The 14,399-nt window shown below is 43.4% G+C and carries 24 protein-coding genes; 3 read left to right on the top strand and 21 right to left on the bottom strand.

The window, feature by feature from the left end; translation table 11 throughout:
- Positions 1 to 72: 72 nt before the first annotated feature.
- The 3 genes from OCU90_RS08430 to OCU90_RS08420 all read right to left on the bottom strand — a co-directional run bounded on the left by OCU90_RS08430 (position 73) and on the right by OCU90_RS08420 (position 1,083).
- Positions 73 to 522, bottom strand: a complete 450-nt coding sequence (locus tag OCU90_RS08430) for a GyrI-like domain-containing protein (protein WP_061024721.1) — start codon at positions 520 to 522, stop codon at positions 73 to 75.
- A 67-nt stretch (positions 523 to 589) separates the two neighbouring features.
- Positions 590 to 823 (bottom strand): hypothetical protein, encoded by a 234-nt coding sequence (locus tag OCU90_RS08425; RefSeq protein ID WP_004733848.1) that lies wholly within the window; start codon positions 821 to 823, stop codon positions 590 to 592.
- An 8-nt stretch (positions 824 to 831) separates the two neighbouring features.
- Positions 832 to 1,083 carry a Rho-binding antiterminator gene (locus tag OCU90_RS08420; protein WP_004733849.1) on the bottom strand — a complete coding sequence of 84 codons (252 nt, stop codon included), beginning with the start codon at positions 1,081 to 1,083 and terminating at the stop codon, positions 832 to 834.
- A gap of 244 nt (positions 1,084 to 1,327) precedes the next feature.
- Between OCU90_RS08420 and OCU90_RS08415 the strand changes: the two genes are divergently transcribed.
- Positions 1,328 to 1,693, top strand: coding sequence for a c-type cytochrome (locus OCU90_RS08415; RefSeq protein WP_061024723.1), 366 nt, complete (start codon positions 1,328 to 1,330; stop codon positions 1,691 to 1,693).
- Positions 1,694 to 1,811: 118 nt separating this feature from the next.
- Entirely contained in the window at positions 1,812 to 2,990 is a 1,179-nt protein-coding gene (locus OCU90_RS08410; RefSeq protein WP_004733851.1) for a BamA/TamA family outer membrane protein, read from the top strand.
- Between the two features lie 82 nt (positions 2,991 to 3,072).
- Here the strand turns inward: OCU90_RS08410 and catB are convergent, their stop codons facing one another.
- From catB to OCU90_RS08390, 4 genes are all read right to left on the bottom strand, one after another.
- Entirely contained in the window at positions 3,073 to 3,699 is a 627-nt protein-coding gene (catB, locus tag OCU90_RS08405; protein WP_061024725.1) for a type B chloramphenicol O-acetyltransferase, read from the bottom strand.
- 93 nt (positions 3,700 to 3,792) lie between these two features.
- Positions 3,793 to 4,524, bottom strand: a complete 732-nt coding sequence (locus OCU90_RS08400; RefSeq protein WP_004733853.1) for a glucose 1-dehydrogenase — start codon at positions 4,522 to 4,524, stop codon at positions 3,793 to 3,795.
- Between the two features lie 106 nt (positions 4,525 to 4,630).
- On the bottom strand, positions 4,631 to 5,014 hold the full coding sequence (locus OCU90_RS08395) for a nuclear transport factor 2 family protein (protein ID WP_061024727.1): 384 nt from the start codon (positions 5,012 to 5,014) through the stop codon (positions 4,631 to 4,633).
- Between the two features lie 96 nt (positions 5,015 to 5,110).
- Positions 5,111 to 5,827, bottom strand: a complete 717-nt coding sequence (locus OCU90_RS08390) for an HAD family hydrolase (RefSeq protein WP_061024729.1) — start codon at positions 5,825 to 5,827, stop codon at positions 5,111 to 5,113.
- Positions 5,828 to 6,080: 253 nt separating this feature from the next.
- Here OCU90_RS08390 and OCU90_RS08385 point away from each other — a divergent pair, with 253 nt between their 5' ends.
- The gene (locus OCU90_RS08385; RefSeq protein WP_004733856.1) at positions 6,081 to 6,413 is read left to right on the top strand and encodes a PBPRA1643 family SWIM/SEC-C metal-binding motif protein; all 333 of its coding nucleotides are present in this window, start codon (positions 6,081 to 6,083) and stop codon (positions 6,411 to 6,413) included.
- A gap of 105 nt (positions 6,414 to 6,518) precedes the next feature.
- On the opposite strand, the gene OCU90_RS08380 is transcribed toward OCU90_RS08385, so the two are convergent.
- The 14 genes from OCU90_RS08380 to OCU90_RS08315 all read right to left on the bottom strand — a co-directional run bounded on the left by OCU90_RS08380 (position 6,519) and on the right by OCU90_RS08315 (position 14,375).
- A complete protein-coding gene (locus OCU90_RS08380; RefSeq protein ID WP_061024731.1) occupies positions 6,519 to 6,761 on the bottom strand; it encodes a hypothetical protein in 243 nt (80 codons plus the stop codon).
- A 132-nt stretch (positions 6,762 to 6,893) separates the two neighbouring features.
- A complete protein-coding gene (locus OCU90_RS08375) occupies positions 6,894 to 7,409 on the bottom strand; it encodes a P-loop NTPase family protein (RefSeq protein ID WP_061024733.1) in 516 nt (171 codons plus the stop codon).
- Positions 7,410 to 7,675: 266 nt separating this feature from the next.
- The gene (locus OCU90_RS08370) at positions 7,676 to 8,134 is read right to left on the bottom strand and encodes a DUF302 domain-containing protein (RefSeq protein WP_029406454.1); all 459 of its coding nucleotides are present in this window, start codon (positions 8,132 to 8,134) and stop codon (positions 7,676 to 7,678) included.
- A gap of 151 nt (positions 8,135 to 8,285) precedes the next feature.
- Entirely contained in the window at positions 8,286 to 9,290 is a 1,005-nt protein-coding gene (locus OCU90_RS08365; protein ID WP_061024735.1) for a S66 family peptidase, read from the bottom strand.
- A gap of 139 nt (positions 9,291 to 9,429) precedes the next feature.
- On the bottom strand, positions 9,430 to 9,687 hold the full coding sequence (locus OCU90_RS08360; protein ID WP_004733861.1) for a hypothetical protein: 258 nt from the start codon (positions 9,685 to 9,687) through the stop codon (positions 9,430 to 9,432).
- 199 nt (positions 9,688 to 9,886) lie between these two features.
- Complete coding sequence (locus OCU90_RS08355; protein ID WP_004733862.1) at positions 9,887 to 10,279, bottom strand: hypothetical protein; 393 nt, start codon at positions 10,277 to 10,279, stop codon at positions 9,887 to 9,889.
- A 122-nt stretch (positions 10,280 to 10,401) separates the two neighbouring features.
- Positions 10,402 to 10,983 carry an HD domain-containing protein gene (locus tag OCU90_RS08350; protein ID WP_061024737.1) on the bottom strand — a complete coding sequence of 194 codons (582 nt, stop codon included), beginning with the start codon at positions 10,981 to 10,983 and terminating at the stop codon, positions 10,402 to 10,404.
- A gap of 66 nt (positions 10,984 to 11,049) precedes the next feature.
- Positions 11,050 to 11,457: a GNAT family N-acetyltransferase gene (locus OCU90_RS08345; protein ID WP_061024739.1), complete on the bottom strand. Its 408-nt coding sequence runs from the start codon at positions 11,455 to 11,457 to the stop codon at positions 11,050 to 11,052.
- An 89-nt stretch (positions 11,458 to 11,546) separates the two neighbouring features.
- Positions 11,547 to 11,966 (bottom strand): GNAT family N-acetyltransferase, encoded by a 420-nt coding sequence (locus tag OCU90_RS08340; protein WP_061024741.1) that lies wholly within the window; start codon positions 11,964 to 11,966, stop codon positions 11,547 to 11,549.
- A gap of 52 nt (positions 11,967 to 12,018) precedes the next feature.
- Complete coding sequence (locus tag OCU90_RS08335) at positions 12,019 to 12,435, bottom strand: VOC family protein (protein WP_061024743.1); 417 nt, start codon at positions 12,433 to 12,435, stop codon at positions 12,019 to 12,021.
- A gap of 119 nt (positions 12,436 to 12,554) precedes the next feature.
- A complete protein-coding gene (locus OCU90_RS08330) occupies positions 12,555 to 12,899 on the bottom strand; it encodes a VOC family protein (protein WP_061024745.1) in 345 nt (114 codons plus the stop codon).
- A gap of 88 nt (positions 12,900 to 12,987) precedes the next feature.
- Positions 12,988 to 13,458, bottom strand: coding sequence for a GNAT family N-acetyltransferase (locus OCU90_RS08325; RefSeq protein ID WP_017066546.1), 471 nt, complete (start codon positions 13,456 to 13,458; stop codon positions 12,988 to 12,990).
- 36 nt (positions 13,459 to 13,494) lie between these two features.
- Positions 13,495 to 13,851, bottom strand: coding sequence for a hypothetical protein (locus OCU90_RS08320; protein ID WP_017070704.1), 357 nt, complete (start codon positions 13,849 to 13,851; stop codon positions 13,495 to 13,497).
- A gap of 89 nt (positions 13,852 to 13,940) precedes the next feature.
- Positions 13,941 to 14,375 (bottom strand): GNAT family N-acetyltransferase, encoded by a 435-nt coding sequence (locus tag OCU90_RS08315; RefSeq protein WP_061024747.1) that lies wholly within the window; start codon positions 14,373 to 14,375, stop codon positions 13,941 to 13,943.
- Positions 14,376 to 14,399 lie beyond the last annotated feature (24 nt).

The following is a 14,399-nucleotide window of genomic DNA, read 5'->3' as shown; positions in this document are numbered from 1 at the left end:
AAAGAGCCGCTCGTACAGAGCGGCTCTTTTTCTAATGACTCAATTTGACTATCACTAACGACAACCCAAAGCTTATTGAATCGCTATCGAAATCTCGACTTCAGTTTCGCCTTTGTAGAATTCAAAATCTGTCGCGTAAGTTCGAACATGTGGGCAATCTGCAGCGTTGAAATACGCCCACACTTCACCCCATAGGTCGATCACTGCTTGAGGGAGTTCACCTTCAGCAGAAAACGTTAAGTATTTGCCTGCTTGTATTTCGGTTTCGACAAGCGCATCTAAATTGTTATCGGTGAGTGCGCTAGTACAAGCGATGACATCAAATTCACCCGTAAAGTCAGACTCGTAATTGGTGTAGACACCATACACTTTTGAATCCGGCGTTAATTTTGGAAACGCTTGGTCAAAAAAGCCCTGCCACAATTGCCCTATCTTGGCTTTGGCTGGGTCAATCTCATCGGTATTAGTGGTTCTTACTGAAAAACCATACGCCTTTACGGCTTCAATCGTTTCTACTTTCATTCGTTTTATTCCTAAGCCAATTGACGATCTAACTGTATTGAATCCAATGTTTTGTAAAATAACGCGACTAATCTTGTATCTCTTTATGGCCACACTTTTCACAGACAAGGTGACGAGAAAACTCATCCATTGACGCGATAAACGGGCCAAGGAACCAACCTTTTATCATGCCTGCCCAAAACTCGCTTCGCTTTTGGTTAGGTTTGTCTGCAAACGCACTCGTCTTTCTGACCAACACAACAACATGTTGTGTGTCTTCTCTGCACGCGGTGCAATAGCATTGTTCTATGGTGTTATTCATTTGAAAGCCTATGACGTTTTGAATGAAATCTGCTGAAAATGAGGATTGTCGACACAGACTTCTAGTGTGGAAAGATCAGTGAGTACGACAAGTTGTTCTACACCTTGAATACTGACCTTAATGCACTCTTCACGGCTATCATTGCGTTGAGTATCTAATCCGACACATTCAATCTGCTCGCCAGACTTCAGCGTTAATTTGATTGGGTATCGGTGCATACACACAATCTCAATATAATCGTAATCGTTGCAACTAATCATAATACCCCTCCAATTCATCCACCACGCTAATGCGACACGCCATACTATGCAATATGCATATAATCAATCATTTACCCAAGTCACATTGATGTTCGTCCGCAACTAAACTTGTTTCTAATCCTATTTCTAAACGTGCTTCTAAACCTGCTTCTAAACTGAGCTTAATCCCGCTTTACCCATTCACGTTTCTTCTACTCACATCTGCTTATTCTTTCATTGTTAAATAATAATTGAGAACAAAACAATGAAAACCATGAACCATTTACACGTGTTAGCTTTCTTAGGTTTAGTCGCTTCAATAATGACGTTTAATGCGAGTGCCGCCTCAGAAATCGATGCGAGGCACTTTGCCAATGGTAAAGCCAAATACACGCAGCTTTGTCGGGTGTGTCATGGCGACAAAGGACACGGTGATGGCCCCTCTGCCGCTTCATTGCCACACAAGCCCGCCAATATCGCTAATAAACTAGGCGGCTTTTTTACCAGTCCAAGTTCTTTGGCGGATGACATTTTAGAAGGTAACGTAGAACAAGGTATGCCAGCGTGGAAAGGGACAATTACCAAGCAAGATGCTCTGGATATTCTGACGTACGTAGAAACTATCCAATAGTAAACGCTGTTCCATTCGCCTTTTGAACAGATATATCGGTTAATACTCCTCGTTCTATTGCGCTATCTATTTGATTGATTACACTCAATTTAATGGATAGTGAATAATACGGAATGTTATGACCTTTAAACCTTTAGCACTAAGTAGCCTGATACTTGTTTCTACGACGACACACGCCGCCAGCTTTATCGATGAAATTGATGGCCAACTCGATATGGGAGAATACCTCGCAGAAAATGCCTACGGTTTTCTTCCTGTTCCAATTCTAATTACAGAGCCTGCGGTAGGATACGGTGGCGGCTTCACTGGTATCTTCATGCACGAATCTGAAGAGCAAAAAAACACACGTAAAGAACTCGCCGAAAAATCCATCGATGGTGGCGCCCAGCTTCTCACCCCTGCAATCACTGCGATTGGCGGCTTTGCGACAGAGAATGGCACTTGGATGGCTTTTGTTGGCCACAAGCGCAGTTGGAATGAGGACTCTATACGCTACCTTGGTGGATTAGGTTATGGCGATATCAACATGACCTTTTATAGACAAAGCTCTCCGAACGCCTTGTCTCCACTCGATCCAAACGAAGGTGTTGAGCTAGGACTCAAAGGCATGGGCGGGATACAGAAACTCCAATTTAGAGTACCCGACTCCCAATGGTTACTGGGGTTTTCTCAACAGTTCTTCGCACCAACACTCTCACTTAATAATCATCCTAAAGCGCAAGAAATCTTAAACAACATTGGCAACACGTCACCGACCTCTTCCGGTTTGGGTCTAATCGCCGAGTACGACAGCAAGAACAGCTTCTTGAATCCGACACAAGGATACAACTATGTCGCGGAATACCTTTGGTTTGGTGATGCGATTGGCAGTGATTACACCTATCAAACGTTTAATTTGGAAGGGCTGAATTATTGGGAGTTAAACAAAGAGTGGAACTTAGCGTTGCGAGGACAGTACAAATCATTGTCGACCAACGAACGAGTGCTTTCTCCTCAATATTACCCAGACATTGAACTGAGAGGTATCGCCCGCAATCGCTATCAAGGTGAACACACGGTCGCGGCAGAAGTTCAAGTAAGCAAACAGTGGACACCACGTTGGTCAACCGCGGTGTTTACGGGAATTGGCTATGCGGGTGACAGCGATAAAGACATGTTTGATCAAAGCTCTCACGCGGCTTACGGTGTCGGTTTCCGATACCTTATCGCAAGACGCTATGGTTTGATTTCAGGGATTGATATTGCGTTCAGTGAAGAAGATACCGCCCTCTACTTCCAAGTCGGTGCTGGTATCTAATTCATTACGCTGTGCTTACCCGATAAACCAAAGCGATAAACTAAAGCGGTAGCGATGAGACAAAGTGCTCAGGTAACAGCGATTACTTAAGCGCTTTCCAATATTGATAAAGCCCATCGATATCTGAAGAGCACATCAACGACATTGCGCCTTTGATTTGTTCTTCGCCCCACTCCCACCATTTCATTTCTAGCAACTGAGCGATTTCAGTCTCATTGAAACGATAACGGATGTGACGCGCTGGGTTTGAACCCACAATCGAGTATGCCGCGACGTCTTTCGTCACAACCGCTCGACTTGCGATGATGGCTCCATCACCGACCTTAACACCACTCATGATCATGGCTTCTGTGCCAATCCACACATCGTTACCAATCACGGTATCACCAGAGCGTTCGAAGCCGTCTATTGCATCTTCAAACTTCTCGTCGTCTTGGTAGAAGAACGGGAAGGTACTCACCCATTGATTTTGGTGGCCTTGGTTGCCCGCCATCATGAAGACTGCGCCAGAACCAATCGAACAATAGCTACCGATGATCAGCTTATCGATGTCGGTTCTATCCGGTAATAGGTAACGCGCACAGTCATCAAAACTGTGGTTATGGTAGTAACCCGAGTAATAGCTGTGCTTGCCCACAATAATGTTTGGGTTGGTCACTTGTTCTTTGAGTGACTTTCCGACAAACGGACTTTCAAAATAGTTTTTCATCTTTGTACTCTTAGTTTCGTTCTTTTAGTTAGGTACTTGTGTTACGTGTTTATGGTTTTTACTGGTCTATCTTAGTGTAAAAGCTAACGAGCCCTATCGACCGCCAGCAATATCAATAAATGAGCCGGTTACATACGAAGCTTCGTCCGATAATAACCATGCGATAGAGTTAGCGACTTCTTCTGGCGTGCCACCTCGTTGTAATGGTAACTGCGAAGCTAGTCTGTCTACGCGATCTGGCTCTCCGCCGTCTGCGTGCATCTCAGTATAAATACAGCCTGGCCTTACGCCATTCACTCGGATATTGCGTGAAGCCAATTCAAGTGATAAGCCTTTGGTGAGTGAATCCATCGCACCTTTGGATGCTGCGTAATCCACATATTCAAACGGCGCACCTGTTCTAGAAGCCGCAGACGATACATTCACAATAGAACCTGCACCATCAGCTTGTTTGATAAAGGCTTTACTGCACAAGAAGCAGCTTGATACGTTCGATTTCATCACCTTTTCAAAGCGATCCAATTCGATGTCAACTAATGGTGACTGGGTAAACAAGATCCCCGCATTATTGACCAAATGAGTCACTGGGCCTAGCTTGTTACGAGCAATCTCAAACAAAGATTTCACATCCGATTCAACAGACACATCCGCACGCACGCTTATCGCGGTTCCGCCCTGCTCGCGAATCTCGTTCACTAGATCTTCAGCTCGCGACTCATTGTGTATAAAGTTAACGCATACGGCATAGCCTTTACTGGCCAACAATTTAGACGTCGCTGCGCCAATGCCTCGGCTTCCGCCTGTTACAATCACTACCTTGCTCAATGAAACCTCCTAATGCCACTTGTTTGTTATAACCTGATTTTTCGATGAAACCTGATCGTTCGATACGACCTGGGTTTTCGTTACAAACTGATCGTATCGATACAAACTAATTTTTCGATACAACCTGAACCCACTGCGATCGCCACGCCGGCGCTTCGAATGAGTCTAGCCAAAACTCAGTTTGCTTTTGAATTAAACCATCAGCAACCGTGTGAAAGGTAATCACTCGGTCTTTCAATACACTGTCAGTAACCGAAACGTCCGTTACTACGGAATCTCCTTCACAGACAATCGAATTGAGTGTGAATTCCCAAACACCATTAGCTGGGTATTCAGAGTTGATTGCCGTAAAGTTATCGCGCCCTAATGTGAGTTCAGATGACTGAGGCCAATAGCCTTCAAAATCTGCGGCTAGCCATTCGCTTGCCTTGGCAAAATCATTACTGCGCATTGCATCCCAAAAACCTAATACCACTTGTTTTGGTGTCATTATTCTTCCTTAAAATCGTTCAGCTATAACGAATTTTTTACATAGCTATTTAGGTACGTGAAGAGATCGCTTTAAGCGTACTTAAACTATATACCTCTACGTATACTTACCGATGATCGTTAAAAGATCATCGACATGGTTGGCAATATAATCGGGCTTGGTTTGCCAGTTTTCAGGCTCAGATCGGCTATAACCGGCAGCCACCGCAATCACTTTTGCGTTGTTACCCAATGCTGCTTCAATATTGCGAGCAAACTGTGTGTCCGCTTCATGGTCACCGATGTACATCAAACAAAGCTCGTTAGACTGATCGGCGCCAAATATGTTCTCAACACATTTCACGCCACCAAAAGGGTGTGGCTTCTGGTGGCCATTCGAGACATCGTCATAGCCCACTACCGATTTAAACAAATCGCCAATGCCATAACTGTCGAGCACGCCACGAATATTCAATTGAGAGTTTTGAGAGCAGATCCCATGAGGAAGATGAGCAAACTGATTAACCACGGTTTCCATTCCTTCAAACAAGGCAACAGATGTTCGGTTTTTCTCTTGATGCTCTGCCCACATTCCACCAGCGATCAACATTTCATCATGGGATAAGCCGTAATAGTCGACATATAAGGCTTGCCAGTTTTTAGCGCCGTGGTTGGCTTCATGATAAAGCGCTTCGCTCAGCAGATATTTAGGTAAGTTCTCACCTGATAAGCGTGGCGCGACCACAGAGATAATATCTTTAGTAATTGCGATATTCTTTGGAACTGAATTCACTAAGGTTCCATCGTAATCCCACAGGATGGCATCTAACTTCATGGGGTATCTCGTTGTTTAAATTGACGATTTCAATTTATCACTTGAGGCCCTGTTAAGGGAAATCTTATTGTCTTGAGTTTCAAAATTAGTCTGACTAGAACAAAGCAATAAAACAAATAATTGCTAGCAAACAAAAACCAACAATCTTTACTCACATCACTGCTTTATCAATTGGAATATATGCGTATAATCCCCCGCTCTATAACGCTACCTAGCATAGGAATAGCGTCATCCCAAATTTTGTGAGTACCCAATGTCGAAACTATTTTTCAAAGGCCGTATCGAAACAAGACAGAACCACGTTCTTGCTGGCTACAATGTAAACCGCGATGTTAAAGTGGGTACTGAAGAGTCACCAGTTGCTGTAATGGTTCAAACTGAAGCTCGTAAAGCAGAAGTTGAAGCAATCGCGGCCGAGCATTCAATCTTTGTTACTGTATCTGTTGATGCAACTAAAGAAGAAAACACGCTTGAGTTCGACACGTTGTTAAACAAGCCAAAAACAATGACGTTCGAAAAGACACCTAACCGTAACGACCCATGTTCTTGCGGTAGCGGTAAGAAATACAAGAAGTGTTGTGCATAAGGCTTCTCACTCAAACTGCCAATAGCACGATGAGTTAAGTAATACCTAACGGGAAGATCATTGCTGATCTTCCCGTTTTTATTTGCCTAAGCCAAACTTACAAACTCAGTCGAGGTTGTCTGGTGTATTCAGATATGTTCCACATTGGGTACATTTGTAATCACCTGTCGCGCCCGAACCTGTTACACCAAAAGATAGAAGCTCCGATAAAATTCGTTGGAGTAAGCTCGGTTCTTTATCTTCAGCTTGTGGTGCCTTTTGCACTTGGCTACTGAACATCGTGTACCTATACAGTGTAAGTTCCTTACAGTTACAGCAGAACGCTCTCGTCTTCTCACTTCCATACATAATATCTATAGCCTTAACTCAAAGCACAAATTAAACACATGGCAAATATGCCACATGTTGAATTAAATCTAAATATTTTCATGAAGTTATGAGCAAATTAAAGCGTTTCAAAGAAAGGTAAGCTCTCACCTGTTAAGTGACGTGTTGACGGACAAAGTTATTCAATTCACTCACGCTTCTGATGATGTGAACCTCTTTCTCTTTTGCGCGTAATTCTAACCGTAGTCTAAAGTCGTCATTCCAAAATTTCGGGCACAGTTTTAGTGTCTTGTAACTTTGTATCGTCCCTTTTATCACTGAGCTTCCATCAGGCCAGCCTTCAGGTTTAACGAACAACCCTTTAAGCATTCGCTTGGTAACAAACCAGTAGCTAATTGGATAAGGAAGGTCGATATAAACCAAAGTATCTGCAGCTTCTAAACGTGTGTTGAATGAGCTTAGAGGGCCAAAACCATCGATGATCCAGCTTTCAGAATTGATTATGTTGTCGTGTGCTAGGTCGAACACTTCACGCTCAACCAACTCTCCGTTGGCCTTATAAACAATAGAGTCCAACTGGTGAAGCTCTATGCCTGTAGCTAGTGCTAACGCTTTGCTGATTGTGGACTTTCCACTCCCAGGCTTGCCAAAAACCGCGACCTTTTTCATATGACTTCCTCTATTCAGATAAAACCCATAAGACAGCGACAAAAAACCCACCTTACGGGTGGGTTCGATAAACAAAGCGCATCAACAATCCCACCATTCCTATGGAATGATGATAATTCGTTGGTTAGATGACGCTAAATTCAGTTTCATAACACTACTTTTATATATTGTTGCTTAGTTGTCAATGCAGCCAAACGTTGATTGGGAAGCTATATCATCGTCAAGTCGCACCCATTAATGGTCTAAATGAGTGCTTATTGGCTCGGTTATTCAGCTTTCGCCACTGTCGCTTCTGAAAGCTTGCTTAGTACACCCGAGATCTTCTTAACCACTTCGTCACAGCCATTGATTGCGTGACGCTCTACCAAATAATTAGGATCGTTGTAAGATAGCCATACTTCTTTATTAGAATCCTCAGTGACTAACACCTTCTGCGGTAAATCTATCGCGACATCTTGAGCGCATTGCATTAATGGTGTCCCTACTTTTGGGTTACCAAAGATGATGACTTCCGTTGGTCTCAATTCAAGACCAACCTTACTCGCGTTTTTCTGATGGTCGATTCTCGCAAACAAGGTCAAACCTTTGCTTTTGGCGATTTCTTCAAAGCGGTCAGCAGTCTCTTTCACTGAGTAATTACTTTGGTATTTAATCAAACCATCAGAAGCCGCAGCTGAAAATGATGCCGAGAGCAAAATGGCGCATAGTGGTAGTAATTTTTTCATCGTCACCTCTGAGATTTAGCCTAATCAAACTTACATTCATAGCGCCACTTCTTAAATCAGTGACGTAACCCATGTCAGTATAGACGCGTTTCCATTCTCAGTTTGCAGAGAGGATCACTTTTCTAATGCGTCTTATTATCATCAGTTTAGGCTAACTCGACGCTAACCATTGGCTTTGAAGCTTGAATGTGTGGTCATCAAAATCGATGGTACCTTGCACACCTAGTGGAGTGACTAGCATAGGGTGAGTGTGGCAACTGTCGAAACCATACAGGATCGGGACATTTTTACCATTCAGCACTTCAATAAGTACATCGAGTGGTGTTCGTCCTGTCCCTTTGTCATCAAACAGTTCATGTTTGCCAAGCACAAGCGCACCTACTTTATCGAATACTCCGCAAGCCAATAAGTGTGCGGATAAACGCTCGACCGCTTCAATGCCTTTTAGCGAATCTTCAATAAGCAGAATATCGCCAGACTGAATTTCTGGCATGTATTCGCTGCCCCAAATCCCCGCCATCGTACTCAGATTGCCACCAATCACGCGACCGCTTACTTGACCTCTTCCCATGAAGTGCCATTCGTTATTGTAAACTGGCTTTGCCGAATCTTGAGTTTCCCAATCGTGTTTAATGTCCGTCCAACTCTCAGGCATCGTGTACTGGTGTTGGTGTGAATCCGAACATAAAATGTCAGTAAACGATTGGAAGGTTTCGTCGACTAATGGCGGGAACTCACCAAATGACGCAACAAGTGCCGGGCCATAGAAAGTCACCAATCCAGTTTTGGCGTAGATGCCTAATAGTAATGCGGTGGCATCTGAATAGCCGATAATAATCTTGGGGTCATTTCTTAAGGCGTCATAATCGATGTATGGCAACAGTGAGTTGCTGTTGTTACCACCAATGGTCGACATAATGCAGCGTACGTCAGGATCTCGAATGAGCTGATTGAGTTCTTCGGCTCGCGCTTGAATGGAACCAGAACGATACCCTTCTGACTCTCCAGTTAACGAACCTTCAACTAGAATGAAGCCCTGCTTTTCCAAATAACGTTTAGCACGAGCAAATCGATTAGGTGCAAAGACAGTTGCGGGCGATGACGGTGAGAAAAATCCGATTTTGTCACCGATATTTAAAGCTTTTGGGTATATCACTCGTTTGTCCTCCATAACAAAATAGGAATAATACGCCTGATTGAAACTCACTAATTATTAAAGTGAACGAGTTCTTTAAGCGAGTTGATTTCGGGATTAGAGCTCAAAAATTAAGGTTGAATCAAATGTTCATACCCAATCAATGCCACGACTTAGTCCCACACTTTTCACACTGGTATTCGTAATCACTGTCGACATAAAAACCGGGAACATTATGGTCACCTTTGAACAATAACGTCATCAGGTACTCCATCAACACGCCTAATTTCCATTGTTTCTTTTCAGATTCAGCGTCCGCTTTAGATTGAGCATCGGAAGCGTTAACAGCAAGGTGCGGGGTAAGTGCGTTGCACTGCTCACAGTGATAAGGGTGTTTAATATACTTATTATCAAGCATTTATATAAGCCAACTAACATTTATAAAGTTGATGCATACTAACAACTTATCACTCGGTTCTCGAACTTATTGTTGTCCATTAGAGTTTTATTAGAAAGAAATGAGACACAAGATAATACCATGTGTCATGCATCTACTTTAATTGGCGTTGCGGTGTTCAATAGCAGAACAAAAAGAGTAACCGTGTATCGTTTGAAGTTTAGTTTAGCGCTTTAATTAGAACCGTGTATTTCCACAGGTTTGCTTCATCTTCTCCAAGCTCGATACTTGCTTCTCCACCCTCTTGATCAAGAATAAAAACCGGCATCTCACTACTAGACTCACCATTTTCATAATCGCATGACATTTTGGCCTCTAATAGAATAGCGTTAGCTTCATGCTTAGAAAGAACACCCGAATAAATGCACTTTTCAGTTTGAGATGTGACTTCCTGTCCGAAAGAGTCGAACTTAAAGGTTGGGAAGTTGAGTTTTGATTCAGAATCCTCGACAGTGACCGACACTTGGTAATCGATCGCTTCAATATTGGTATTGGTTGCAAATGCACTACCAGAAACACTAAGCAGCAATAAAGCTAAAGCAGTGGTTTTCATGTTGTTCTTATTCCTTTAACAATGGGCTTGCTACGCTGAAGTAACACTATGAATTCCCGAGTTTAATTTAAACGTTGTTAGGTTGAAACTTCTTTGTCATTCCTTGGCAAGATAGTTAACTTTTACTTTAATAACCCTTTGTCCGCAGCACCTTCAAGTTGCACTTCTAGCTCTTTCCATAGAGCACGACTGCCTTTAGAAATACGCTCGCCATTGAAGCTCAGTACTTTGTCTTTGGATATGTTGTGCTTCTTCCAGCTATGACCACCACCATGGATGTTATGAAGCAAAGGCGGCACTCTATCGATCGCCTTACCAAATCTGGCTTCCGGCGACTCACCCGCTTCGAACTCAAGCCATAGATCCAAGTACTCGGTGCTTAAATGGCTCGGCAATGATTTGAGCAAGCGCTCGACGCAGTTTCTCTCTTTGAGCTTGTTTTCTTCGGTTTCACTGGCATAAATGATGGTGTCTCCTGCATCGATTTCCCCAAGGTCATGAATCAGCAACATCTTCATTACTCGGGTAATATCGATTTCTTCATTGGCATAGTCTTTCAACATAAGTGCGCTCAAACAGACATGCCAACTGTGCTCGGCCGAGTTTTCATATCGATCCAATCCAACCGGTTTTGTTTGTCGATGAACATCCTTTAATTGTTCAATTTCGACCATGAATTGCAGAATGCCTTTGATTTCTTCCACGATGAGCTTCCTTAACTTAAGTTGTGATTTAGCGGTGCGGAGGGTTAACCCAACGAAAGAAAAGCGTTACTCCCAATGAACCGACATTTTGTAATAGGCAACGCCCGATTTTTCAAATTCAGAGCCTTCTACAGCCATCCCAAATTTTTGATAAAAACCTAAAGCCGTTGTACGCGCATCGCACCAAAAATATTGGATGTTTAAATCTTTGAGGTTCGAGATTGCATGTTCAATCACGTTTGAACCGATTCCCTGCCCTTGGAATTCAGGCAGCGTCGCAAACTTTCTCAGCCTCGCTTCATTGCCTTGGATATAGATAGACGCGACACAAACCAACTGCTCACCAATAAACGCACCGTAATGCGTTGCGTGTTCGTCATCTGGCACCATACAAAACGACATCGGTTTATCAGGCCAAAGCACTTGATGCCTAACCGGAAGTACCTCCGTCGCTGAAAGCTGTTTTATTTCCATATTCTCGGTTTAAACTCCCGACTTGATGACCCTTGTTGTAATTGCATCGCTTGTGATTGCCATGGTTGTTATTACTTAGCTTATTATTACTAAACTTGGTAAGTCATTAAGTGATAACGCTCTAGTCCCTCTCCTTTTGTGGATGAGATAACAAAGCCTTGCGACTGATAAAAGCCAATCGCATTTTCATTAGCAGTCAGACACTTCAATGTCAGACCAGAGTAATGTTGTTTGCAAGTATTGAGTAAAGCAGAACCAGCCCCAGAACGTAGCGTTCGCGGGCAAACATAGAGGTGATGGATGAAGCTTTCAGGTTCCCAAACAGAGGCAAAACCTAAAACCTTGTCGCCAGAAACAACCACCCATATTTGCTCTCCTTCTGTATCTAAATCGAAATCGGATAACTTAAAAGCGTCGGCATCAGCCCAATGAAAGGTGTTCTGTCTTGATTCTAGATAGAGCGCCTGTAAAGCGGTTAAATACTTGGGTTGATGCCTTGTGACTTCCATGTCGCTCCTGCATATCCGTATGACTAGAATTAAGGTTGTGGGTTAAGCTTTTCTAACTGTTAGCCATAGGATGTTCAGGGTTTAACTGAAGCAGATCCCACAAGTTACCGTAAAGATCTTCAAACACAGCAACGGTGCCGTAGCCTTGCTCTTTAGGCTCTCGGACAAAGTTAATGCCCAAAGACGTCATGCGTTCGTAATCACGCCAGAAATCATCGGTGTTTAAGAATAGGAATACGCGTCCACCAGCTTGGTTGCCGATGAAATCAAGTTGCTCTGGCTTAGAAGCTCTAGCAAGTAACAGGCTCACACCGGTTGAATTTGGTGGAGCAACAACAACCCAGCGTTTATCTTCTTCTGGTAGATACGTGTCTTCGATGAGATCAAACTTAAGCTTGTTTACATAGAAATCAAGCGCTTCATCGTAGTCTTTTACCACGAGTGCAATGTGGACAATATTCTGTTTCATAACATACCTTGTTGGGGTTTTAGCTGCGTCGAATGATGCCATGAAGCTGACAAAGACACTAGGTGTCGCATCATAAATCGTAGTATCTCGTCCGTCACAATCAAAAAGGTATACATCATTTATAATTGCCAGAACCCGAGCTCGACGCCACCTTGAATAACAATGGCACACATGCCGTGACGTGGTAACTCCATTGGCGGCACCACGACTTCGGCACCTAGTTTCTCGGCTGCATTTACTGCAGACTGAATATCCTCAACCAGCGTGTAATGACGAACAGTTGGGTTTTCAGTTTCACGAAGCGGTGCTCGAATGCCAATTACCCCGCCATTAGATAGCTTTGCAGTGCGCGCCCCACCAAGGTTTACATCTGCACCACTGAACTTCACGTTGTAGAGCTGAGCGTATGTTGCACAAACAACATCGACTTCTGGGGTAACCACTTCAAGATATTGAACCTTCATCAAATTTCCTTTTCGTGTTCTTTAAGACTCTCAACCTGCATATAGCTGTTCAGGAGTGTCCCATCAACAATTAATCGGTTTCATATTACTAAGCAATTCGACCGCGCATGATAAATTGCGGGCCTGCTGCGCCACCTAAATACTGTTCATTGGTATCTTCGAAGCCGCCTTTCTGATAACAGTTAAATGCTGCGGGATTTTTGCAATTCACAGTTAAGTAAATCGACTGATACGCTGAGTAATTCGCTTTTAAATATGGAAACAAAGCTTTGACCGTGCCAGTTCCTAAACCTTTACCTTGCTGGTTTTTATCAAGCACAAAAGCTCTTAGCCCAATGCTTCCTTCAGGGCAGAATTGGTAGTGCTCTGCGTAAGCGATATCCAGCTTAAAGAAACCAACAATTTCGTGATCAGACTTAATCACGTGCAAGTGCGTCGTTTCACTGCCGTCTAATAAAAACTCTGCAGCTGTACCAGCGAACTTAACCTGTTCATCGGCGAGTTGGATGGCCTGAACTGACGCCACATGGGATTCTTCAAGCCTTTCGATAGTTATCATTGTTGTTCCTTCTGTATAACACGCACGAAAAACCGACTAAAGCTCATCGCTAGTGTCTCGAGAACCGTAGTTTGGGAAGTTGATATTAAGAACGTTATCGTCCTCAAGAGTGAATAGAACACTTCCATTCTCTACACCGGTTTCGTTCCTATCTGAACATCCTAGAAACAGCTCCCAATCAAACGAATATTGAAGTCGGTATTGATTCGCGTTGATGTGTAGAACGTCTTTGATTTTGATACCGTTCACCACATGTGCCATATCATCGATGTATGACAGATCAGGGATTAACTTTTCTTCGAATTCACGTTTATGCTCGGTTAAGAAGTTGAGCAGTTCAGAACATAACTCGGAGCCATGAACCAATGGTTTAGACAGACTAGAAAACAACATTTCTAAATACTCCAAAGATTGTTTTGATATTGGGCGTATGCGCGCGAACCTGTTACAAATTAAAGCTCAGCCAGCGCGAACCTTTAAGGCTAAACGTTACTATTATCCGAGCTATTAAACGAGTACATTCGAACTTCATCGCGAGGAAACCAGCCCAACTTTTCGTAAAACTGTTGAGCATTGATGTTGTCGTTATAGACAAACAAGTGGGTCTTCGGGATGCCTAACCCTGCAAGGGCGTTGACCGCCTCTGCGACAAGCTTACAACCTAACTTTTGCCCTCTAAAGTTGGCCGAGACAGCTAAATGTTGTAAATACCCACGACGTCCATCCGTTCCGACTAACACAGCGCCAATGATCTCGTTGTTACTTTCAGCCACAAAACTCAGACCGGGGTTACGATCTAAATAGCTCGCAATGCTTTCTTTCGAATCGGCACCTCGAATACTCATGCCTTCTGTCTGGCACCACAACGCAATCACTGAGTCGTAGTCTGAAATTGCCATTTCCCGAATGTTGACCACTCTACTCTCCTTGTATAAACGGGC

It is taken from the genome of Vibrio splendidus (assembly GCF_024347615.1).
In the GTDB taxonomy this organism is placed as follows: domain Bacteria; phylum Pseudomonadota; class Gammaproteobacteria; order Enterobacterales; family Vibrionaceae; genus Vibrio; species Vibrio splendidus.
Note: the sequence above shows the minus strand (reverse complement) of the source record. Positions and strands in the feature narration are given on the sequence as shown.

Coding starts and splice junctions, on each gene's coding strand:
- OCU90_RS08430 (WP_061024721.1), bottom strand. CDS start 522: ATGAAAGTAGAAACGATTGAAGCCGTAAAGGCGTATGGTTTTTCAGTA.
- OCU90_RS08425 (WP_004733848.1), bottom strand. CDS start 823: ATGAATAACACCATAGAACAATGCTATTGCACCGCGTGCAGAGAAGAC.
- OCU90_RS08420 (WP_004733849.1), bottom strand. CDS start 1,083: ATGATTAGTTGCAACGATTACGATTATATTGAGATTGTGTGTATGCAC.
- OCU90_RS08415 (WP_061024723.1), top strand. CDS start 1,328: ATGAAAACCATGAACCATTTACACGTGTTAGCTTTCTTAGGTTTAGTC.
- OCU90_RS08410 (WP_004733851.1), top strand. CDS start 1,812: ATGACCTTTAAACCTTTAGCACTAAGTAGCCTGATACTTGTTTCTACG.
- catB (WP_061024725.1), bottom strand. CDS start 3,699: ATGAAAAACTATTTTGAAAGTCCGTTTGTCGGAAAGTCACTCAAAGAA.
- OCU90_RS08395 (WP_061024727.1), bottom strand. CDS start 5,014: ATGACACCAAAACAAGTGGTATTAGGTTTTTGGGATGCAATGCGCAGT.
- OCU90_RS08390 (WP_061024729.1), bottom strand. CDS start 5,827: ATGAAGTTAGATGCCATCCTGTGGGATTACGATGGAACCTTAGTGAAT.
- OCU90_RS08385 (WP_004733856.1), top strand. CDS start 6,081: ATGTCGAAACTATTTTTCAAAGGCCGTATCGAAACAAGACAGAACCAC.
- OCU90_RS08380 (WP_061024731.1), bottom strand. CDS start 6,761: ATGTATGGAAGTGAGAAGACGAGAGCGTTCTGCTGTAACTGTAAGGAA.
- OCU90_RS08375 (WP_061024733.1), bottom strand. CDS start 7,409: ATGAAAAAGGTCGCGGTTTTTGGCAAGCCTGGGAGTGGAAAGTCCACA.
- OCU90_RS08370 (WP_029406454.1), bottom strand. CDS start 8,134: ATGAAAAAATTACTACCACTATGCGCCATTTTGCTCTCGGCATCATTT.
- OCU90_RS08360 (WP_004733861.1), bottom strand. CDS start 9,687: ATGCTTGATAATAAGTATATTAAACACCCTTATCACTGTGAGCAGTGC.
- OCU90_RS08355 (WP_004733862.1), bottom strand. CDS start 10,279: ATGAAAACCACTGCTTTAGCTTTATTGCTGCTTAGTGTTTCTGGTAGT.
- OCU90_RS08345 (WP_061024739.1), bottom strand. CDS start 11,457: ATGGAAATAAAACAGCTTTCAGCGACGGAGGTACTTCCGGTTAGGCAT.
- OCU90_RS08340 (WP_061024741.1), bottom strand. CDS start 11,966: ATGGAAGTCACAAGGCATCAACCCAAGTATTTAACCGCTTTACAGGCG.
- OCU90_RS08335 (WP_061024743.1), bottom strand. CDS start 12,435: ATGAAACAGAATATTGTCCACATTGCACTCGTGGTAAAAGACTACGAT.
- OCU90_RS08330 (WP_061024745.1), bottom strand. CDS start 12,899: ATGAAGGTTCAATATCTTGAAGTGGTTACCCCAGAAGTCGATGTTGTT.
- OCU90_RS08325 (WP_017066546.1), bottom strand. CDS start 13,458: ATGATAACTATCGAAAGGCTTGAAGAATCCCATGTGGCGTCAGTTCAG.
- OCU90_RS08320 (WP_017070704.1), bottom strand. CDS start 13,851: ATGTTGTTTTCTAGTCTGTCTAAACCATTGGTTCATGGCTCCGAGTTA.